The 18,093-nt window shown below is 50.7% G+C and carries 19 protein-coding genes; 9 read left to right on the top strand and 10 right to left on the bottom strand.

Features of this window, described 5'->3' with window-relative positions; all coding sequences use genetic code 11:
• Positions 1–31 precede the first annotated feature (31 nt).
• Entirely contained in the window at positions 32–991 is a 960-nt protein-coding gene (locus ABVM99_RS02235) for a lipid A deacylase LpxR family protein (protein WP_023195094.1), read from the top strand.
• 48 nt (positions 992–1,039) lie between these two features.
• On the opposite strand, the gene ABVM99_RS02240 is transcribed toward ABVM99_RS02235, so the two are convergent.
• Complete coding sequence (locus ABVM99_RS02240) at positions 1,040–1,798, bottom strand: YdiY family protein (RefSeq protein WP_000770981.1); 759 nt, start codon at positions 1,796–1,798, stop codon at positions 1,040–1,042.
• 288 nt (positions 1,799–2,086) lie between these two features.
• Here ABVM99_RS02240 and pfkB point away from each other — a divergent pair, with 288 nt between their 5' ends.
• From pfkB to ABVM99_RS02255, 3 genes are all read left to right on the top strand, one after another.
• Positions 2,087–3,019 carry a 6-phosphofructokinase II gene (pfkB, locus tag ABVM99_RS02245; protein ID WP_000251697.1) on the top strand — a complete coding sequence of 311 codons (933 nt, stop codon included), beginning with the start codon at positions 2,087–2,089 and terminating at the stop codon, positions 3,017–3,019.
• 96 nt (positions 3,020–3,115) lie between these two features.
• Complete coding sequence (ghoS, locus tag ABVM99_RS02250) at positions 3,116–3,406, top strand: type V toxin-antitoxin system endoribonuclease antitoxin GhoS (RefSeq protein WP_000146133.1); 291 nt, start codon at positions 3,116–3,118, stop codon at positions 3,404–3,406.
• Between the two features lie 106 nt (positions 3,407–3,512).
• Positions 3,513–4,373 (top strand): fructosamine kinase family protein, encoded by an 861-nt coding sequence (locus ABVM99_RS02255; RefSeq protein ID WP_001649733.1) that lies wholly within the window; start codon positions 3,513–3,515, stop codon positions 4,371–4,373.
• Positions 4,374–4,415: 42 nt separating this feature from the next.
• On the opposite strand, the gene ABVM99_RS02260 is transcribed toward ABVM99_RS02255, so the two are convergent.
• A complete protein-coding gene (locus tag ABVM99_RS02260; RefSeq protein ID WP_000222158.1) occupies positions 4,416–4,952 on the bottom strand; it encodes a YniB family protein in 537 nt (178 codons plus the stop codon).
• Positions 4,953–5,100: 148 nt separating this feature from the next.
• Here ABVM99_RS02260 and hxpB point away from each other — a divergent pair, with 148 nt between their 5' ends.
• The 3 genes from hxpB (at position 5,101) to tcyP (ending at position 8,034) form a co-directional block, all read left to right on the top strand.
• The gene (hxpB, locus tag ABVM99_RS02265) at positions 5,101–5,769 is read left to right on the top strand and encodes a hexitol phosphatase HxpB (protein ID WP_000106847.1); all 669 of its coding nucleotides are present in this window, start codon (positions 5,101–5,103) and stop codon (positions 5,767–5,769) included.
• Between the two features lie 137 nt (positions 5,770–5,906).
• Positions 5,907–6,506, top strand: coding sequence for a metal-dependent hydrolase (locus ABVM99_RS02270; RefSeq protein WP_000505804.1), 600 nt, complete (start codon positions 5,907–5,909; stop codon positions 6,504–6,506).
• A gap of 136 nt (positions 6,507–6,642) precedes the next feature.
• Entirely contained in the window at positions 6,643–8,034 is a 1,392-nt protein-coding gene (gene tcyP, locus ABVM99_RS02275) for a cystine/sulfocysteine:cation symporter (protein WP_001010654.1), read from the top strand.
• 102 nt (positions 8,035–8,136) lie between these two features.
• Here tcyP and cedA read toward each other — a convergent pair whose 3' ends face one another.
• Entirely contained in the window at positions 8,137–8,379 is a 243-nt protein-coding gene (gene cedA, locus ABVM99_RS02280) for a cell division activator CedA (protein ID WP_000977510.1), read from the bottom strand.
• Between the two features lie 364 nt (positions 8,380–8,743).
• Here cedA and katE point away from each other — a divergent pair, with 364 nt between their 5' ends.
• Positions 8,744–10,996 (top strand): catalase HPII, encoded by a 2,253-nt coding sequence (katE, locus tag ABVM99_RS02285; RefSeq protein WP_000019102.1) that lies wholly within the window; start codon positions 8,744–8,746, stop codon positions 10,994–10,996.
• 43 nt (positions 10,997–11,039) lie between these two features.
• Here the strand turns inward: katE and chbG are convergent, their stop codons facing one another.
• The 7 genes from chbG to osmE form a co-directional block, all read right to left on the bottom strand.
• Complete coding sequence (gene chbG, locus ABVM99_RS02290) at positions 11,040–11,798, bottom strand: chitin disaccharide deacetylase (protein ID WP_000442730.1); 759 nt, start codon at positions 11,796–11,798, stop codon at positions 11,040–11,042.
• Positions 11,799–11,810: 12 nt separating this feature from the next.
• Positions 11,811–13,166: a 6-phospho-beta-glucosidase gene (locus ABVM99_RS02295; RefSeq protein WP_052938196.1), complete on the bottom strand. Its 1,356-nt coding sequence runs from the start codon at positions 13,164–13,166 to the stop codon at positions 11,811–11,813.
• Between the two features lie 124 nt (positions 13,167–13,290).
• Positions 13,291–14,133: a transcriptional regulator ChbR gene (gene chbR, locus ABVM99_RS02300; RefSeq protein WP_000983393.1), complete on the bottom strand. Its 843-nt coding sequence runs from the start codon at positions 14,131–14,133 to the stop codon at positions 13,291–13,293.
• A 10-nt stretch (positions 14,134–14,143) separates the two neighbouring features.
• Complete coding sequence (chbA, locus tag ABVM99_RS02305) at positions 14,144–14,491, bottom strand: PTS N,N'-diacetylchitobiose transporter subunit IIA (RefSeq protein WP_000459883.1); 348 nt, start codon at positions 14,489–14,491, stop codon at positions 14,144–14,146.
• Between the two features lie 50 nt (positions 14,492–14,541).
• Positions 14,542–15,900, bottom strand: a complete 1,359-nt coding sequence (chbC, locus tag ABVM99_RS02310; protein ID WP_000073063.1) for a PTS N,N'-diacetylchitobiose transporter subunit IIC — start codon at positions 15,898–15,900, stop codon at positions 14,542–14,544.
• Positions 15,901–15,982: 82 nt separating this feature from the next.
• The gene (gene chbB / locus ABVM99_RS02315; RefSeq protein WP_000412161.1) at positions 15,983–16,303 is read right to left on the bottom strand and encodes a PTS N,N'-diacetylchitobiose transporter subunit IIB; all 321 of its coding nucleotides are present in this window, start codon (positions 16,301–16,303) and stop codon (positions 15,983–15,985) included.
• A 300-nt stretch (positions 16,304–16,603) separates the two neighbouring features.
• On the bottom strand, positions 16,604–16,945 hold the full coding sequence (gene osmE / locus ABVM99_RS02320) for an osmotically-inducible lipoprotein OsmE (RefSeq protein ID WP_001039301.1): 342 nt from the start codon (positions 16,943–16,945) through the stop codon (positions 16,604–16,606).
• 218 nt (positions 16,946–17,163) lie between these two features.
• On the opposite strand from osmE, the gene nadE reads away from it, so the two are divergent.
• Positions 17,164–17,991 (top strand): ammonia-dependent NAD(+) synthetase, encoded by an 828-nt coding sequence (nadE, locus tag ABVM99_RS02325; protein ID WP_000174982.1) that lies wholly within the window; start codon positions 17,164–17,166, stop codon positions 17,989–17,991.
• Positions 17,992–18,093 lie beyond the last annotated feature (102 nt).

An 18,093-nucleotide genomic window follows, 5' to 3' on the forward strand; every position in this document is an offset into this window, starting at 1 on the left:
GAGTATTCACTTTCATATTCAGGGGTAAAAAGTGAACAAATACAGCTATTGCGCAACGATGATTGCCGCCATACTCAGTACGACCACAATGGCCAATGCCAGTAGCCTTGCTATTTCAGTGGCGAATGATGATGCAGGTATATTTCAACCATCCTTAAATGCCCTTTATGGGCACAAGGCTGCAGACCGGGGTGATTATACTGCCGGGCTCTTTTTAGGCTACAGCCACGATCTCACTGACGCCAGTCAACTCTCTTTTCATATCGCGCAAGATATTTATTCTCCATCAGGCGCCAATAAGAGAAAGTCTGAAGCCGTCAAAGGCGACCGCGCGTTCAGCGCCTTTCTTCATACCGGACTGGAGTGGAATTCATTAGCCACCAATTGGTTACGTTATCGTTTAGGTACCGATATTGGCGTTATTGGTCCTGACGCAGGCGGTCAGGAGGTTCAGAATCGGGCGCATCGAATAATAGGCGCAGAAAAATACCCTGCCTGGCAGGATCAAATTGAAAACCGTTATGGTTACACGGCAAAAGGAATGGTGTCCCTTACGCCAGCTATTGATATTCTAGGTGTCAATGTGGGCTTCTATCCAGAAGTCTCTGCTGTCGGCGGCAATCTCTTCCAGTATTTGGGGTACGGCGCAACCGTTGCGCTGGGAAATGATAAGACCTTCAACTCTGATAATGGGTTTGGGTTACTGTCCCGCCGAGGGTTAATACACACTCAAAAAGAGGGATTGATCTATAAAGTATTTGCTGGCGTTGAGCGCAGGGAAGTTGATAAAAACTACACGTTACAGGGGAAAACGCTGCAAACAAAAATGGAAACGGTGGATATTAATAAAACCGTGGATGAATATCGCGTCGGTGCCACCATCGGCTATTCTCCCGTCGCATTTTCTCTTTCTTTAAACAAAGTCACGTCGGAATTTCGCACCGGAGACGACTATTCTTATATCAACGGCGACATCACCTTCTTCTTCTGAGGCGTCACCACGGAATAACCGGGTTACGTAACGTAACCCGGCGCAATATTACATCTTATAGCCCAGCGTTACCGTAGTGCGGCGATCGGTATGTTCAGGCGCTGATTCAGGCGGCTGCGAGTTCCACGTTAAATTATACCCCACCTTTAGACCAAAATGTTCGTTAATGGCGACATTGAGGGCTGTTTCCGAATTTAGTGTGGTGTCTTCTGCGCCAAATACTGACACCCCCTGTGTAAACTTAGCATTGTCAGTTAACTGCCAGGCATAGCTGCCGGAAGCATAACCCAACGGCTGCGTTTCAGTGGTATCGTCCGTATGTTCGTCATAGCGAACCCCTGGACCGAATTCAAAACGGAAGCTGTGCACTGGACCATTAAGGAACTGCCGCCCGTAACCGGCGGTCAGTACGTCGCGCTGACGATAACCGTTGAAACGGTCTGTCAGCCAACTGGCCTGGCCAAAGGTATAATCATAATCCGTCATATTAAAACGGTTACGCGCGCCTACCGCATATTTTTCTGAAGAGCGTTCATCATTAGAGGAGGTATTGCTGGCATTGCCCCATAATGACCAGGCGGTACGTTGTCCATACCAGGTCATCGCTGTGTCAGCCGTTAAGGAAGAACTTTTAGTATTGCCTGACTGAGCAAGGTAGCCCGCATTCAGATTACCTTCAAAAGGTTTTTTCGCGGTAGAGGGATCATCCATGACAGTAAAAACGGAATCATCGGCGGCGGCATACAGAGACGCGAACACGCCACCCGCCAGCATAACTACAGCGGGTACTGCCTTCAAAAGCTTCATTTATATAGAGTCCGTACAACTAAAAAAGAGACCACGACGGTCCCGGAAACTTTCATAGGGATCAATGACAAACGCCCCTGGAAAGGTAGCGAATTATAAGAAGCCCCGAATAACATAGCAATCAATTACTATTTCATTTTTTGAATAAGAACCCTCCCGAAGCATTCATTTATTTATATAACTTTACATCGTACTTCTTTAAATAAAGATCCGGAAAATCATATTGTTAATTCCTTCACTTTCCGGGGATTAAGTGCCAGACTGAAATCAGCCTAACAGGAGGTAACGATGGTACGTATCTATACGTTGACGCTTGCGCCCTCTCTCGATAGCGCAACAATCACGCCGCAAATTTATCCCGAAGGTAAACTGCGGTGCTCCGCGCCGGTATTCGAACCCGGCGGCGGGGGTATTAATGTCGCTCGCGCCATTGCGCATCTTGGCGGCGCCGCGACCGCAATTTTCCCGGCTGGCGGCGCTACCGGCGAACATCTGGTCGCACTACTGGCTGACGAAAATGTCCCCGTGTCTACCGTCGATGCGAAAGACTGGACGCGTCAGAACCTGCACGTCCACGTCGAGTCCAGCGGCGAACAATATCGTTTTGTTATGCCCGGTGCCACGCTGGACGATGACGAATTTCGCCAGCTTGAAGAACAGGTACTGGAAATTGAATCCGGGGCAATTCTGGTTATCAGCGGCAGCCTTCCACCCGGCGTTAAGGTCGAGAAACTCACGCAACTGATTTCCGCCGCGCAGAAGCAAGGCATTCGCTGCATTATTGATAGCTCTGGCGACGCGCTCACCGCTGCGTTGGCGCTTGGCGATATCGAACTGGTGAAACCTAACCTGAAAGAATTGAGCGCGTTGGTTAATCGCGATCTGACGCAGCCTGATGATGTGCGTAAAGCGGCCCAGGAATTAGTGCAAAGCGGCAAGGCTCGCCGGGTAGTGGTCTCTCTGGGGCCGCAAGGGGCGCTGGGCATAGACAGTGAGAATTGCATCCAGGTTGTTCCTCCCCCGGTGAAAAGTCAAAGTACTGTTGGCGCAGGCGACAGTATGGTGGGCGCGATGACGTTAAAACTGGCGCAAGACGCGTCGCTGGAAGAGATGGTGCGCTTCGGTGTGGCGGCAGGCAGCGCTGCTACGCTCAATCAAGGTACGCGTCTGTGTTCTCGTGACGATACCCAAAAAATATACGCCTATCTTTCCGCGCAATAATCGTATCCCCCTCGGCGAGGGGGATACCGGAAAATCGGTTAACGGGCGGCGCATCCGCCGCTGTTAAAAACACAGTTGCTCCCAACGAGGTGAACGATGGCCAGTGGCGATATTACCCGTTATGTTATTACCGTAACCTTCCATGAAGATTCCCTGACCGAGATTAACGAACTCAATAATCATCTGACGCGCAGCGGTTTTTTGCTGACATTAACGGACGATGAAGGGAATGTGCATGAGCTCGGTACCAATACGTTTGGCTTTGTTAGCGCTCAGAGCGCTGATGAAATCAAAGCGCTTGTCGCCGGACTTGCGAAAAGCGCGTTAGATAAGGATGTCGACATTACCGTGGCGACCTGGGAGGCGTGGAGTAAAAACGCACAATAAGTGCCATTCCCGCCGCGGCGCGTCCGCGATGTGCGTTAGTTCGTATTTTTCAACCGCATTTTTGCGCTAACCTTATGATCTGGCAGACAACGTGGGGAGAGACATTATGTGGCAAGCTATCAGTCGTCTTTTAAGCGAGCAAGTCGGTGAAGGCGAAATCGAACTGCGTAATGAACTGCCAGGCGGAGAAGTTCATGCCGCATGGCATTTACGTTATGCAGGCCATGATTTTTTCGTAAAGTGCGATGAACGAGAAATGCTTCGCGGTTTTACCGCTGAAGCCGATCAGCTGGAGCTGCTCTCCCGCAGTAAAACCGTTGTTGTGCCTAAGGTATGGGCGGTAGGTTCGGATCGGGATTACAGCTTTTTAGTCATGGACTACCTCTCGCCCCGCCCGCTGGATGCTCATAATGCGTTTATTCTTGGACAACAGCTGGCGCGCCTGCACCAATGGAGCGATCAACCTCAATTCGGCCTCGATTTTGACAACGCGCTCTCTACCACGCCGCAGCCGAATACCTGGCAACGCCGTTGGTCGACTTTTTTCGCCGAACAGCGCATTGGCTGGCAACTTGAACTCGCCGCGGAAAAAGGCATTACCTTTGGTAATATTGACGCCATTGTTGAACATGTTCAGCAACATCTGGCGTCGCATCAACCGCAGCCTTCTCTTTTGCATGGCGATCTATGGTCGGCGAACTGCGCGCTTGGCCCTGACGGCCCCTATATCTTCGATCCAGCCTGCTATTGGGGCGACAGAGAATGCGATCTGGCGATGCTACCGCTGCATACCGATCAGCCACCGCAGATTTATGATGGCTATCAGTCCGTTTCGCCGCTACCGCTGGATTTTCTCGACAGGCAGCCGATTTACCAGCTCTACACCCTGCTTAATCGGGCAAGGCTGTTTGGCGGTCAGCACCTGGCTACTGCGCAAAAAGCGATGGATCGGCTGCTTGCGGTATAGGTACAGCCCATGCCGGATACGGGCTATCCGGCATTTTTCAGTTTACATGAAGCCTAACAAGGAAAAGAAAAAGTAGCCGAGCACGATAATAATGACCGGCAAAATATAGAGCGGGAAAAACTGTAAAAAGATGGTATGGTGCGGCACCACGATACGTGACTCTATCTGCTCACGCGTTAGCCCTTCCGCGCCTTTTGCTTTTTCCAGGATCAACTGATCTTCCACGCCTTCACGTAAAAAACGTGACTGGCGGCTCATTCTGGCGCCGGAATCCTGCATCGCCAGCCCGACAAAAATCAGAATAAAAATGAGCCAGAAACCGATATTCAGGCTTCCCTGAAAATTCGGCGTCGGCGAGTTGTACCAAAAAACATTCAGAAACGGCGTATTCACGCGCATCATGTCTATCATTACGTGGGTAAAATCCAGCATTACCGCATTTATCCCCTCCTGCTTTTCACTGTGCGCATACATAAATTTAAGGACTGAGATGAGCGTGGAAAGCAGTGCCGGAATAAAAATAACCCACCCAACAACTCTTTTTAGGATTGCAATGCGTCCAGCTTGTTGATACGTCATGAGTTCCCCTTGATAAAGACGCGTCGTTTTGGCCTAAGTCTACCTGTTGATTCCCGTTTTCGCCTGATCTTTAAGGGCGATATACTAAGAACATGGTCATAATGAACGCTTAATTCGTTATTTTTTAATCTCAACAGGAGAGGTTGTGATGTCAACCCCACGTCAAATTCTTGCTGCAATTTTCGATATGGATGGACTACTGATCGATTCCGAACCGCTCTGGGATCGCGCTGAACTGGACGTGATGGCAAGTTTAGGCGTAGATATTACTCGGCGCCATGAACTGCCAGACACGCTTGGGCTACGCATTGATATGGTTGTCGATCTCTGGTTTGCGCAGCAACCGTGGAACGGCCCCGATCGCCAGGAAGTGACAAACCGTGTTATTGCCCGCGCGATTACGCTTATCGAAGAGACGCGCCCTCTTTTGCCGGGTGTGCGCGAGGCCGTGGCGCTGTGTAAAGCGCAGGGGCTATTAGTGGGGCTTGCCTCGGCATCGCCGCTGCATATGCTGGAAAAAGTGCTCACCATGTTCGAACTGCGCGACAGTTTTGACGCGCTGGCTTCTGCGGAAAAATTGCCCTACAGCAAACCGCACCCGCAGGTCTATCTGGATTGTGCGGCCAAACTAGGCGTTGATCCATTAACCTGCGTGGCGCTGGAAGATTCGGTGAATGGTTTAATCGCGGCAAAGGCGGCGCGAATGCGCGCCATTGTGGTGCCAGCAGAAGAAAACCAGCATGATCCGCGCTTTGCGCTGGCGAATGTCAAACTTAACTCACTGACAGAGCTGACGGCGGCGCATCTACTCGGTTAAGATGTTTCCGAAACAAAGTCAACGGGCAATTAGCCGCTGAACCAGACGGCAAGCGGCTTTGACAGAGACAAAGAGTTACAACGTCACCACTTCCGCCTACTGTATAAAAACCCTATACTGTATGAATTGACAGTTTGATGGGTTTTATCATGACGGCGGAAGGACACCTTCTTTTTTCTATAGCCAGCGCGGTTTTCGCCAAGAATGCCGAGTTAACGCCCGTCCTTGCGCACGGCGACTGGTGGCATATTATTCCTTCGGCTATTTTGACCTGTCTGCTGCCGGATATCGACCACCCCAAATCTTTTCTTGGCCAGCGCCTGAAATGGGTATCGAAACCGATCGCCCGCGCATTCGGTCACCGGGGGTTTACCCATAGTCTGCTGGCGGTCTTTGCCCTACTGGCGACCTTTTATCTCAAGGTTCCGGATACGTGGATTATCCCGGCGGATGCGCTGCAAGGCATGGTACTCGGCTATTTAAGCCATATCGTCGCGGATATGCTTACCCCCGCAGGCGTTCCCTTACTGTGGCCGTGTCGCTGGCGTTTCCGCCTGCCTATTCTGGCGCCGCGCAAGGGCAATCAACTGGAGCGATTTTTATGTATGGCGTTGTTTGCCTGGGCGGTGTGGATGCCGCAATCCATGCCGGAAAACAACGTCATACGCTGGTCTTCGCAGATGATCACCATCCTGCAAATGCAGTTCAATCGTTTTATAAATCACCAGATTGATTAGTAAATCAACGCCAAAGTCATTTTTGGTATAAACCATTCCATTTGAATATAAGAGCCAGCTCACAGTTCTGCTAATCTTGCGCGAACAGAATCGCTAAAACACAGCGCTTCATAATAAAAAAATCAGGAGAACGGGGATGAATTTTCCATTAATTGCGAACATTGCGGTGTTCGTCATTCTGCTGTTTGTACTGGCGCAGGCCCGTCATAAACAGTGGAGTCTGGCTAAAAAAGTGCTTGTCGGCCTTGTGATGGGCGTGATCTTTGGTCTGGCCCTGCACACCATTTATGGCGCTGACAGTCAGGTGTTAAAAGACTCCATTCAGTGGTTCAATATTGTCGGCAACGGTTATGTGCAATTGCTACAAATGATTGTGATGCCGCTGGTATTCGCCTCTATTTTAAGCGCCGTGGCACGACTGCATAACGCCTCTCAATTGGGGAAAATCAGTTTTCTGACTATCGGCACGCTGCTGTTTACTACCCTTATCGCAGCGCTGGTGGGCGTGCTGGTCACCAATCTGTTCGGACTGACGGCGGAAGGTCTGGTTCAGGGCGGAGCGGAAACCGCGCGTCTGAATGCCATTGAGACGAGCTATGTCGGCAAAGTGGCCGATCTCAGCGTGCCGCAACTGGTGCTGTCTTTTGTACCGAAAAATCCGTTTGCGGATCTGACTGGCGCCAATCCTACGTCTATTATCAGCGTGGTGATTTTCGCCGCATTCCTGGGCGTGGCCGCGCTTAAACTGCTGAAAGATGATGCGCCAAAAGGCGAGCGTGTGCTTGTTGCTATCGATACCCTGCAAAGCTGGGTGATGAAGCTGGTGCGTCTGGTGATGCAACTTACGCCTTATGGCGTACTGGCGCTGATGACGAAAGTGGTTGCCGGCTCCAATCTGCAGGACATTATTAAGCTTGGAAGCTTCGTGGTAGCGTCATATCTTGGTCTGGCGATAATGTTTGTGGTTCACGGCATACTATTGGGCGTGAACGGGATTAGCCCGCTGAAATATTTCCGCAAGGTGTGGCCGGTGCTGACATTTGCCTTTACCAGCCGCTCCAGCGCCGCCTCCATTCCACTTAATGTCGAAGCGCAAACCCGCCGCCTGGGCGTGCCGGAGTCCATCGCCAGCTTTGCTGCCTCTTTTGGCGCGACCATCGGCCAAAACGGTTGTGCCGGTCTTTATCCTGCAATGTTAGCGGTAATGGTTGCGCCGACGGTCGGCATCAACCCCTTAGACCCCGTATGGATAGCCACGCTGGTGGGTATCGTTACCGTAAGTTCGGCGGGTGTTGCCGGCGTTGGCGGCGGCGCGACCTTCGCCGCGCTGATTGTGCTGCCTGCCATGGGCTTACCGGTCACGCTGGTCGCGCTGTTAATCTCCGTCGAACCGTTGATTGATATGGGCCGTACCGCACTGAACGTGAGCGGCTCAATGACCGCGGGTACGCTGACCAGCCAGTGGCTGAAGCAGACCGATAAAACCATTCTCGATAGCGAAGAAGACGCCGAACTGGCGCATCGATAATACATTATCGGGCGTTCACATCGTCTGAGACACGACGATCGGCAACTCAAAATGTCTGTCACTAAAAACGCCGGTCTCCAGTACCGGCGTTTTGTTTTTTTCTTAGTCAGCGATTTCGTTTTCCTGGCGAACCTGATTCGCCCAACGTTGCGCCGATTCTGGCACGCTAAAGGCGGGCGACCGTTGAAATGACTCCCCCGTCAGAACAAAGGCAACATATTTACCGCGCAGTATCCAGACGTCGCGAAACGTATCCATTTTTATCGCATGTTCCGGCGGCGCGGGTTCAACACGCGGAATATAGCTAATAATCTGGCGATTTTGCTGGCGAAGAGGTTTCATCATTAATGCTTCACTAAAAGAGGCTAAGAGCCTATCCCATTAGGGCTATTTTACTTGCCATTTTGGTCCTGGGCAGTGCTCAAAATCCTCACGTACTACGTGTACGCTCCGGTTTTTGCGCGCTGTCCGTGTCCAAACTGGCTGCGCCAATAACGCCTACTGGGATAGGCTCTAAGGCTAAAAATCAGAAAAACACTATTTTAGCCGATCTTCGCCCCCGACGTCCTGTTCCGCGCGTGCGATTTCCCCGTTATACCCTGTCTGCCGTTCCGCTCTCCCCCGGCATAATTGCTGAAATGTTCTATAGTTAGAGTGATTTTGACTACTACCACGCCCATTTCAGTGATGAAAGCAGGAGACGAGTTCAATGTCGCATAATGAAAAATCCCCCCATCAGTCCCCCGTGCATGATACCCGTGAATCACAGCCCGGCCTGGACTCCCTGGCGCCGTCAGACGGTTCACATCGCCCCACGCCAGAACCGACGCCGCCGGGCGCGCAACCAACGGCCCCCGGCAGCTTAAAAGCGCCCGAGACCGCGAATGATAAGCTCACTGCCCTCGACGCCTTTCGTAAAGGCAGCGAAAATTATGCGCTGACCACCAATCAGGGCGTGCGCATCGCCGACGATCAAAATTCTCTTCGCGCCGGCAGCCGTGGCCCTACGCTGTTGGAAGATTTTATCCTGCGCGAGAAAATTACCCACTTTGACCATGAGCGTATCCCGGAGAGGATCGTTCACGCCCGCGGATCTGCAGCGCACGGCTATTTCCAGCCATATAAAGACCTGAGCGACATCACGAAAGCCGCGTTTCTGTGCGATCCACAGAAAATTACCCCGGTCTTTGTTCGCTTTTCGACAGTACAGGGCGGCGCGGGGTCTGCTGATACCGTACGGGATATCCGCGGTTTTGCGACCAAATTTTATACCGAAGAGGGAATTTTCGATCTCGTCGGTAATAACACGCCGATCTTTTTTATCCAGGATGCGCATAAGTTTCCGGATTTTGTGCACGCCGTTAAGCCCGAACCACATTGGGCTATTCCGCAAGGACAGAGCGCGCACGACACCTTCTGGGACTATGTTTCCTTACAGCCTGAGACGCTGCACAACGTCATGTGGGCAATGTCGGATCGCGGTATTCCACGGAGTTATCGGACGATGGAAGGGTTCGGCATTCACACCTTCCGTCTGATCAATGCGCAAGGGAAAGCGACCTTTGTCCGTTTCCACTGGAAACCGTTGGCAGGTAAAGCCTCGCTGGTATGGGATGAGTCACAAAAACTGACCGGTCGCGATCCGGATTTTCACCGCCGGGATCTGTGGGAGGCCATCGAAGCGGGCGATTTCCCGGAATACGAGCTGGGCCTACAACTCATTGCCGAAGAGGATGAATTTAAATTCGATTTTGATCTGCTCGATCCGACCAAACTGATTCCGGAAGAGTTGGTGCCAGTACAACGCGTCGGCAAAATGGTGTTAAACCGTAATCCGGATAACTTTTTCGCTGAAAACGAACAGGCGGCATTTCATCCAGGGCATATTGTTCCCGGCATTGATTTTACCAACGATCCGCTGTTACAGGGGCGTCTGTTCTCTTATACCGACACGCAAATCAGTCGTCTGGGCGGGCCAAACTTCCACGAAATTCCGATTAACCGCCCTACCTGCCCCTACCATAACTTCCAGCGTGACGGTATGCACCGGATGGATATCGACACCAATCCGGCGAACTATGAACCAAACTCCATTAATGACAACTGGCCACGCGAAACGCCGCCAGCGCCAAAACGCGGCGGCTTCGAATCATACCAGGAACGCGTGGATGGCAATAAAATCCGCGAACGCAGCCCCTCTTTCGGTGAATATTACTCGCATCCTCGCCTGTTCTGGCTCAGTCAGACGCCGATAGAACAGCAGCATATTATTGACGCGTTCAGCTTTGAACTGGGTAAAGTCGCCCGCGCGTATATTCGGGAGCGGGTGGTCGATCAGTTAGCGCATATTGATGTTACGCTGGCTGAGGGCGTCGCGCATAATCTCGGTTTTGCACTCACCCATGAGCAAACGCAAATTGCCCCGCCTCCTGATGTCAACGGTCTGAAAAAAGATCCGGCGCTCAGCCTGTATGCGGTGCCGGACGGCGATGTTAAAGGTCGCGTGGTCGCTATTCTGCTGAACGACAAGGTTAACGCCGCCGAACTGTTGACCATTTTGCAGGCTTTAAAAGCCAAAGGCGTCCACGCAAAACTGCTCTATTCACGGATGGGTGAAGTAACGGCTGATGACGGTTCAACATTAACTATTGCGGCAACCTTTGCCGGCGCGCCGTCGCTAACGGTCGATGCAGTAATAGTACCGTGCGGCAATATTGCCGATATCGAGAGTTGCGGCGATGCCCGCTACTACCTTCTGGAAGCCTACAAACATCTGAAGCCCATCGCACTGGCAGGCGACGCCCGACGGTTTAAGGCGCTTTTAAACATTGATAGCCAGGGGGAAGAAGGACTTGTTGAGGCAGATAACGTTGACCACCACTTTATGGACACTCTGCTGACGCTGATGGCGGCACACCGTGTCTGGTCGCGTGCGGGGAAAATTAACGCGATTCCTGCATAAACGGCAAAAAATGCGGCGCATTCTTGCGCCGCAAACTCAGGAGCTAAATATCAAGAAAACTGCCAGGACGATATCCACGTTCTGCAATCGCTGCCTTGAGTGACGCAGACGTCAACACCTCCAGTTCAGTTAAGCGGGGGTAACAATAGGCGCTCTGGCGAATAATGTTGTCCACAAACGCCGGATGACACATCACCTCCAGAGAGGCTTCTCCTCGATGCGCCGAGGCATCCAGAATGCGTAAAAAGCACGCTTCGGTGATCTCCTCGCCGTAAAATTCACTACTAAATCCTTGAGTGCTGCGCAAATCCGACGGCAGATCGTCTGCGTTCAACACCGTCTGGCGGTCAATACGTAACGCAATCCCGCGCTGCGCCGCAAAGCGGGCGACGATGGGGAAAATTTGCGGGAACATATGCACATGATGGTGACTGTCGAGATGCGTTGGCTCGCGGCCAAATACGTCGATGAAACGCTGATACTGACACGCCAGTTCATGCGCAATTTCATCCAGCGGAAGCGTATCCTCCTCCGCCATTTGCCAGATCCATTTCCCCAACAGGCCGTCTCGCGTCAGGCCCGGCATCTCTGACACCGGTTTGCCTAACGTCAAAACAAAATGCATTCCCACCCCAAGCGCAGGCAGCTCGCGGCTAAGCTGCGCCGCATGGTCAATAGCCTCGCCATTGACCAGCGCCGTCGTGGAGGTCACAACGCCGTTGCGATATGCTTCAACAATGCCGTAATTTTGCCCTTTACTCAGGCCAAAATCATCGGCATTCACAATCAACACGCGTTCCATAGCCTACCTCTGTCAGTGGTGCTTACCTTTAAGCGCTTCGATGCAAGCGGCAAAATTAGGCAGCCATTTTTCATGCGCCAGAATGAGCTCACGCGCCAGGACTTCTGCGTCGCGGTCGGAATGCACCAGCGGACTCAGGTTAAGCGCCAGCAGAACATCATTAAAGTTTCCGCTCAGCGCCGCATTGCTGGCCGCGACCTCAAATCCTTTAATCGTGTGGATAAGCCCCAGCACTTTTTCGTCAAAACGGGTGATACGCGGGTGCGGCGTCGCGCCATTGCGTCCCAGAATGCAGGTCATTTCCACCGCCCAGTCCGCCGGGATATTCTCGACATGCCCATGATGTGGAATATTAACGTAATGCTCAGTCTGCTTGTCATTATAAATAGCGTTAATGACTTCACAAGCGGCATCGGAATAATAAGCGCCGCCGCGTTGCTCAAGCTCTTTCGGCTTCACGTTTAGCTCAGGATTTTTGTACAAGTCGAAGAGTTGTTTCTCCACTTTCTGTACGACCTGAGCGCGCGCGCCGCCTTTGTAATATTCGCCCATTTCAATCGCCAGCATCTCTTTTTGCTTGAAGTAATACAACAAATAAGAGCACGGCAGCATGTTCAGCGAGCGAATCAATCCTTCACTAAACGGCAGATCAAGGATATTTTTTACGGTTGACGCTTTCAACTGACCGGACGCCACGCCATCCAGTAATTCTGCGAACCGTGAGGTGCCATTCACCAGCACATCTTTAATAAAGACCATATGGTTTAGACCAAACAGGTCAATGGAAAGATCGTCAGTCTCATTCAGCGCCAGCACGTCATGAATAAACATTTTCATGCCGACAGGAATATTACATACGCCAATGAACTTTTTAAAGTTGGTATGACGATAAACCGCTTCCGTCACCATCCCTGCCGGATTAGTAAAGTTAATGACCCACGCATTCGGACATAATTCTTCAACATCTTTAATGATGTCAAAAATAACCGGAATGGTACGCAACCCTTTAAATAAACCGCCAGCGCCGTTGGTTTCTTGCCCCAGATAGCCGTGACTAAGCGGGATACGCTCGTCCAGCTCACGGGCTTTGAGTTGACCAACGCGTAGCTGGGTAGTGACAAAATTAGCGTCTTTCAGCGCTTCCCGGCGATCCAGCGTTTTATACAATTTTAGCGGAACGCCTGCTTTATCAATCATTCGCTGGCAGAGATCATAAATAATGCCCAGCTTCTCTTTCCCGTCTTCAACGTCAACCAGCCATAATTCGGTGACAGGTAATTCATGGTAGCGTTTAATAAAGCCTTCAAGTAATTCAGGGGTGTAGCTACTCCCGCCACCAATAGTGACGACTTTTAATTTCTGGCTCATAATATCTCCCTTCAGTGCATGACACTGATATGTATTACGCTATGCCCGCTCGTAAGAAATAGCGTGACGTTCCCCGCGCTATTGGGGCAAGCGTGAAATGTAATTAATCGAGCAATGCAAACCGTTACTCATTAATTTCCGTCAATCGTTTCCGATAACTATTCGGCGTAAATGAGGTCATCTTCTTAAACGTTTTAATAAACAGACTTGGACTGCTATACCCGGCTTCATAAGCAATATCCGTAACCGAATAGTTGGTCATTTCCAACTGTTTCTTGGCAAAATTAATGCGAATCTCATTAATGATTTGCATCGGCGTTTTGCTGTAATAACGTCGGGTGGCGCGCGTCAGATACTCCTGGGATTTTGCCGACAGGCGCACCATATTTTCCAGCGCATGTTCGCCAAACTGCGTTTTATCATGCATTATCTCCACGGTTGCTTTCAGCCATTGTGGAATATCATCATAAACCTGCTCTTCGCGGTAATGACGTAAGCGGTTTATAATATAAAATGTCACCACTTCGATAAATTCGTCGAGCCCATTGCCGCGAAAATTCAACGACGCAATCACCGTTTCAATATAGGTAAGGAAGGTGCTATTCGCCCTGTATACCTGCGATGCCACAAAACAAAACGGCAGTAACGGAAGATAATGCTGTTCAAAAAAACGTTTACTAATTCCTACGTTCAGAATACGCGTTGCGCCAAACTCATAGAAACTTTGGTGATTCGACCCCACCGGGATAAAAACAAAATCTCCACGTTCCAGCAGCACACGCTTCCCGTTAATCTCCTGGTAATAACGTCCGGTTAATACCAGGGTAAATTCATAATAGTCGTGCTGATGCAGCCCGGTGACGCTTTCCGTCTTGTTATAGATAAACACATGGAAATTTTTGCCATTGAAGAGCTGCTGCTCATAAACCGTTTTGATTTCCGTTGCGTTAACCTGTAGCTGCATCATCCGCCCCCTGTTATTTCAGTTTCTCATGGAGCTCAATCAACTCGGCGATCAGTTCACGAGCCAGCATTGATGTCATCAAATGATCCTGAGCGTGAACCAGGACCAGACTGACTTTCATTTTGCCTTCGCCCTGATCGCCTTCGATGAGTTTTGTCTGCACAAGATGCGCTTCATTGAGCGCTATGCGCGACTGGTCCATCATCGCTTTCGCCGCCTCAAAATCGCCTTCTTTCGCTTTTCTGAGCGCGCCATATGCCAGGCTGCGCGCCTGACCAGAATTGATGATAAGCCCCATAACGACTTCTTCGAGTTCCTCAGCCGCAGTCTGGTTATCTACAACATTTTCAAGATCAAACATAGTCTTTCCTCTGATTCAGCCCGGCATGGCATCCCATGCCGGCGCGGAGTTTAGAATTTCAGTGCGTTAGCGATATCTTCTTCGCTTTCTTCCTGCTCGATGGCGTTCTGCGCTTTGTTAGCCACCACCACGAAGGGGAGATAAATCAGGGTAGCGACCGCCAGGTTAAATAGCGCAACCAGCAACGCGGCGACACTGCCGTTGGTGTTAAAGAACGCCCCCAACCCGGTTGGCATGGTCCACGGCGCAATATTGGTAATCGGCGGAATAATACCCAAATAGTAAGCCACCAGCGTAATCGCCGCCAGAATCGGCTGAACCAGAATGAAGGGGATAAACATCACCGGGTTCATAATAATCGGCAGGCCAAACAGGATGGGTTCGTTAATCTGGAAGATACCTGACGGCAGCGCCAGTTTTGCCACCTGGCGATAGTCCGCGCGACGAGATGCCAGGAAGATAGCGATGATCAGACCCAGCGTTGCGCCGCTACCACCGAGGAAGATATAAGAATCCAGCATCGGTTTCGCCCAGATATGGAACGTTTTACCGGCTTCCAGCGCCGCATCGACGGAGCCATACTGCTGGTAAATAGAGATGTTTTCCAGCGCCCAGGGCGTCATGATGCCGCTATCCAGCGCGGTCAGCGCCAGCGAACCATGAATACCAAAGAACCACAGCAGCGGTACAAAAATGACATATGCCCACCCTACCACGCTACCCAGCGATGCCAGCGGCGTAGAGATAGTGTCCATAATAATCTGATGGAAGTTAGAACCGTAATTAGACAGCGCCCAGGCAATAATCCCCATAATAGAGAGAATAATAAAGCCGGGAATTAATGCTGAGAATGAACGAGACACCGAAGCCGGTACGCTGTCCGGTAGCTTAATCACCCAGTTACGCCGGACAATAAATGTAAACATCTCCGCGACCACCAGGCCAATAATAATACCGGAGATAATATTCGCGCCGCCCAGCCAGTTAGCGCCTACGGCATAGGCCTCGCCGACACTATACGGCGTTACGGTCATAAATGCCGCCACGGAGAGCAGTCCGGCGGCCAGCGCATCAACCTTGCGCTCTTCCGCCAGCGCCATGCCGATAAAAAATGGCGCCATGAGCGACATAATGCCCAATGTGCCGTTATAGACGTTCCCGCCGATGCCTTTCAATCCATTAAGTGTTTCAATGGTTGAGGCATCAAGCCGAATGCCCATAGAATAAAAAAACGACCCCTCCCCAAAGCTCAGGAAAACGTTATTAATTAATACAAACATCGCCCCCGCAAGGGTTAATGGCATTAAACGAATAAAGCCGTTCTTGATTGCATTAACGTGTGGCTGCTTTCCTATTTTTACAGCAAAAGGAAGGAGTACCTTTTCAAGTGAAGCAATAACGTTACTCATAGAAAAATACCCTTAAATACCGCAATAAAATATTGCGGTTAGTGTATGAAATAACTCTTTGACGGGAAAAATTAAAAAATAATTAATTCGCGGCGGCTTTTTTAATTGCCGCTACCGCAGCTTTAAGCACGCCTAAGCCATCTACCTTGCCGTACAACATTGAATCAATGACTTCTACCGGTTTACCGGGTAATAAACGCTGAATTTCGGGGAGCATATAAGCAATTTGCGGGCCTAATAACACGACGTCCGCTGCCGGGCCTTTTTCACCGGCCAGGGTTTCAGGGAATGCTTCAATAATCACCGGCACTTCATATTTTTCAGCCTGAGCGCGCATTTTTGATACCAGTAACGACGTTGACATGCCCGCAGAACAAAACAGATAAATGTGTTTCTTTTCCATAAAAACCTTCCTCATGTGCGATTATCTGTCAACCAGATACGCCGCAAGCCTCAACCTGCATCCATACTCTGGGCGACTTGCGTAACCGGATTTACTTTTTTAGGTGGCTGAAATGAGTATACGGGATCGGACCGCCGGATGGTATTTCCTTGACCCACTAAATTGTCTCTCATTGACCTGGCGTTATGACCCCCCTCACATTTCGGGCAAATAATTCGCGATAATAAATAAGGTTATGGCAGGCACAAAAAAACCGGCTCGCAGGCCGGTTTCCTTGAATGTTCAGGCAATGTACAGTTGTTACTGCTTCGGCGCCTGTGGGTCAGTGTCATACTCCGCACAGGTCTGGTAGCCGGAGTTAATCACGTGCCCGGTATCATCCAGCGCAACAAAGTAGGTTTCCGCTTTACCATCACGTTGACCCAGGATGTAGGTCTGACAGGTACCACGCGCATGAATCATGCTCACTTCAGATGACGGTTTGCCCGCAATCTGCGCAACTTGCGCCCTGCTCATTCCTTTTTTAACATCTTTAACGACAGGCTCAACAAATTGGTCTTTTGTACGATCATACGCCGTACAGCCTGCCAGCATAGTCATTACCGCCGCTGCGCTTAAAATTCCTGCTACGTTCTTGTTCATTTTCCGTCCTCTTGTTTATCAGCGTGTTATGTAAGCCTGGAATACATCAGAACATTTTTCAAGCCGCGCCTCGCCACAAAAAGTCTTTCGGAAAATTCTCTAACGCAGCGATATGTTGTTTTAAACACCGCTTAGCCCGCCAAACCTTGTCGTTTCAGCGGCGAAGGGTTAGCTTTAACAGGGTAAAGATTCATTTTTTTAATGTCGAAGGGGGTTAAATGACTCTGCAGCAAGAGATAATCCAGGCGCTTGGCGCGAAACCGCATATCAACCCTGAAGAAGAAATTCGCCGCAGCGTGGATTTTCTTAAAGCGTACCTGAAAACCTATCCCTTTTTGAAATCGCTGGTGTTAGGCATCAGCGGCGGGCAGGATTCGACGCTGGCCGGGAAACTCAGCCAGATGGCTATCGCCGAATTGCGGGAAGAGACCGGTGATAATGCGCTGCAGTTTATCGCCGTTCGTCTGCCTTATGGCGTGCAGGCCGATGAACAGGATTGCCAGGACGCCATTGCTTTTATTCAGCCGGACAGAGTACTCACCGTCAATATTAAAGGCGCCGTCCTCGCCAGCGAGCAGGCGCTGCGCGAAGCGGGAATTGAGCTGAGCGATTTTGTTCGCGGCAATGAAAAAGCGCGTGAGCGAATGAAAGCGCAATATAGCATCGCCGGTATGACTCACGGCGTCGTGGTGGGCACCGACCATGCGGCGGAAGCGATAACCGGGTTCTTCACCAAATATGGCGATGGCGGTACCGATATTAACCCGCTTCATCGCCTTAACAAACGCCAGGGCAAACAGCTTCTCGCAGCGCTGGGCTGTCCTGAGCATCTGTATAAAAAAGTCCCCACCGCCGATTTGGAAGACGACCGCCCTTCACTGCCTGATGAAGCCGCGCTGGGCGTAACGTATGACAATATTGACGATTACCTGGAAGGCAAAACGCTGGACTCCGCCATCGCTAAAACTATCGAAGGCTGGTATGTAAAAACTGAACATAAGCGCCGTTTGCCGATTACGGTATTCGACGACTTTTGGAAAAAGTAAGCGTACTTCTACTGTTGTGCCGGATATCGCTCGTCTATCCGGCCTCCTCTCTTCCCAGCCTCTTTTTTAATCACCCATCCGCTGTTATACTGGATGAATAAC

Source organism: Salmonella sp. SJTUF15591, assembly GCF_043356435.1.
Classification (GTDB): domain Bacteria; phylum Pseudomonadota; class Gammaproteobacteria; order Enterobacterales; family Enterobacteriaceae; genus Salmonella; species Salmonella enterica.

Coding starts and splice junctions, on each gene's coding strand:
- ABVM99_RS02255 (WP_001649733.1), top strand. CDS start 3,513: ATGTGGCAAGCTATCAGTCGTCTTTTAAGCGAGCAAGTCGGTGAAGGC.
- katE (WP_000019102.1), top strand. CDS start 8,744: ATGTCGCATAATGAAAAATCCCCCCATCAGTCCCCCGTGCATGATACC.
- chbB (WP_000412161.1), bottom strand. CDS start 16,303: ATGGAAAAGAAACACATTTATCTGTTTTGTTCTGCGGGCATGTCAACG.
- chbC (WP_000073063.1), bottom strand. CDS start 15,900: ATGAGTAACGTTATTGCTTCACTTGAAAAGGTACTCCTTCCTTTTGCT.
- ABVM99_RS02270 (WP_000505804.1), top strand. CDS start 5,907: ATGGGTTTTATCATGACGGCGGAAGGACACCTTCTTTTTTCTATAGCC.
- osmE (WP_001039301.1), bottom strand. CDS start 16,945: ATGAACAAGAACGTAGCAGGAATTTTAAGCGCAGCGGCGGTAATGACT.
- chbR (WP_000983393.1), bottom strand. CDS start 14,133: ATGATGCAGCTACAGGTTAACGCAACGGAAATCAAAACGGTTTATGAG.
- ghoS (WP_000146133.1), top strand. CDS start 3,116: ATGGCCAGTGGCGATATTACCCGTTATGTTATTACCGTAACCTTCCAT.
- pfkB (WP_000251697.1), top strand. CDS start 2,087: ATGGTACGTATCTATACGTTGACGCTTGCGCCCTCTCTCGATAGCGCA.
- nadE (WP_000174982.1), top strand. CDS start 17,164: ATGACTCTGCAGCAAGAGATAATCCAGGCGCTTGGCGCGAAACCGCAT.
- tcyP (WP_001010654.1), top strand. CDS start 6,643: ATGAATTTTCCATTAATTGCGAACATTGCGGTGTTCGTCATTCTGCTG.
- cedA (WP_000977510.1), bottom strand. CDS start 8,379: ATGATGAAACCTCTTCGCCAGCAAAATCGCCAGATTATTAGCTATATT.
- ABVM99_RS02260 (WP_000222158.1), bottom strand. CDS start 4,952: ATGACGTATCAACAAGCTGGACGCATTGCAATCCTAAAAAGAGTTGTT.
- chbG (WP_000442730.1), bottom strand. CDS start 11,798: ATGGAACGCGTGTTGATTGTGAATGCCGATGATTTTGGCCTGAGTAAA.
- chbA (WP_000459883.1), bottom strand. CDS start 14,491: ATGTTTGATCTTGAAAATGTTGTAGATAACCAGACTGCGGCTGAGGAA.
- ABVM99_RS02295 (WP_052938196.1), bottom strand. CDS start 13,166: ATGAGCCAGAAATTAAAAGTCGTCACTATTGGTGGCGGGAGTAGCTAC.
- hxpB (WP_000106847.1), top strand. CDS start 5,101: ATGTCAACCCCACGTCAAATTCTTGCTGCAATTTTCGATATGGATGGA.
- ABVM99_RS02240 (WP_000770981.1), bottom strand. CDS start 1,798: ATGAAGCTTTTGAAGGCAGTACCCGCTGTAGTTATGCTGGCGGGTGGC.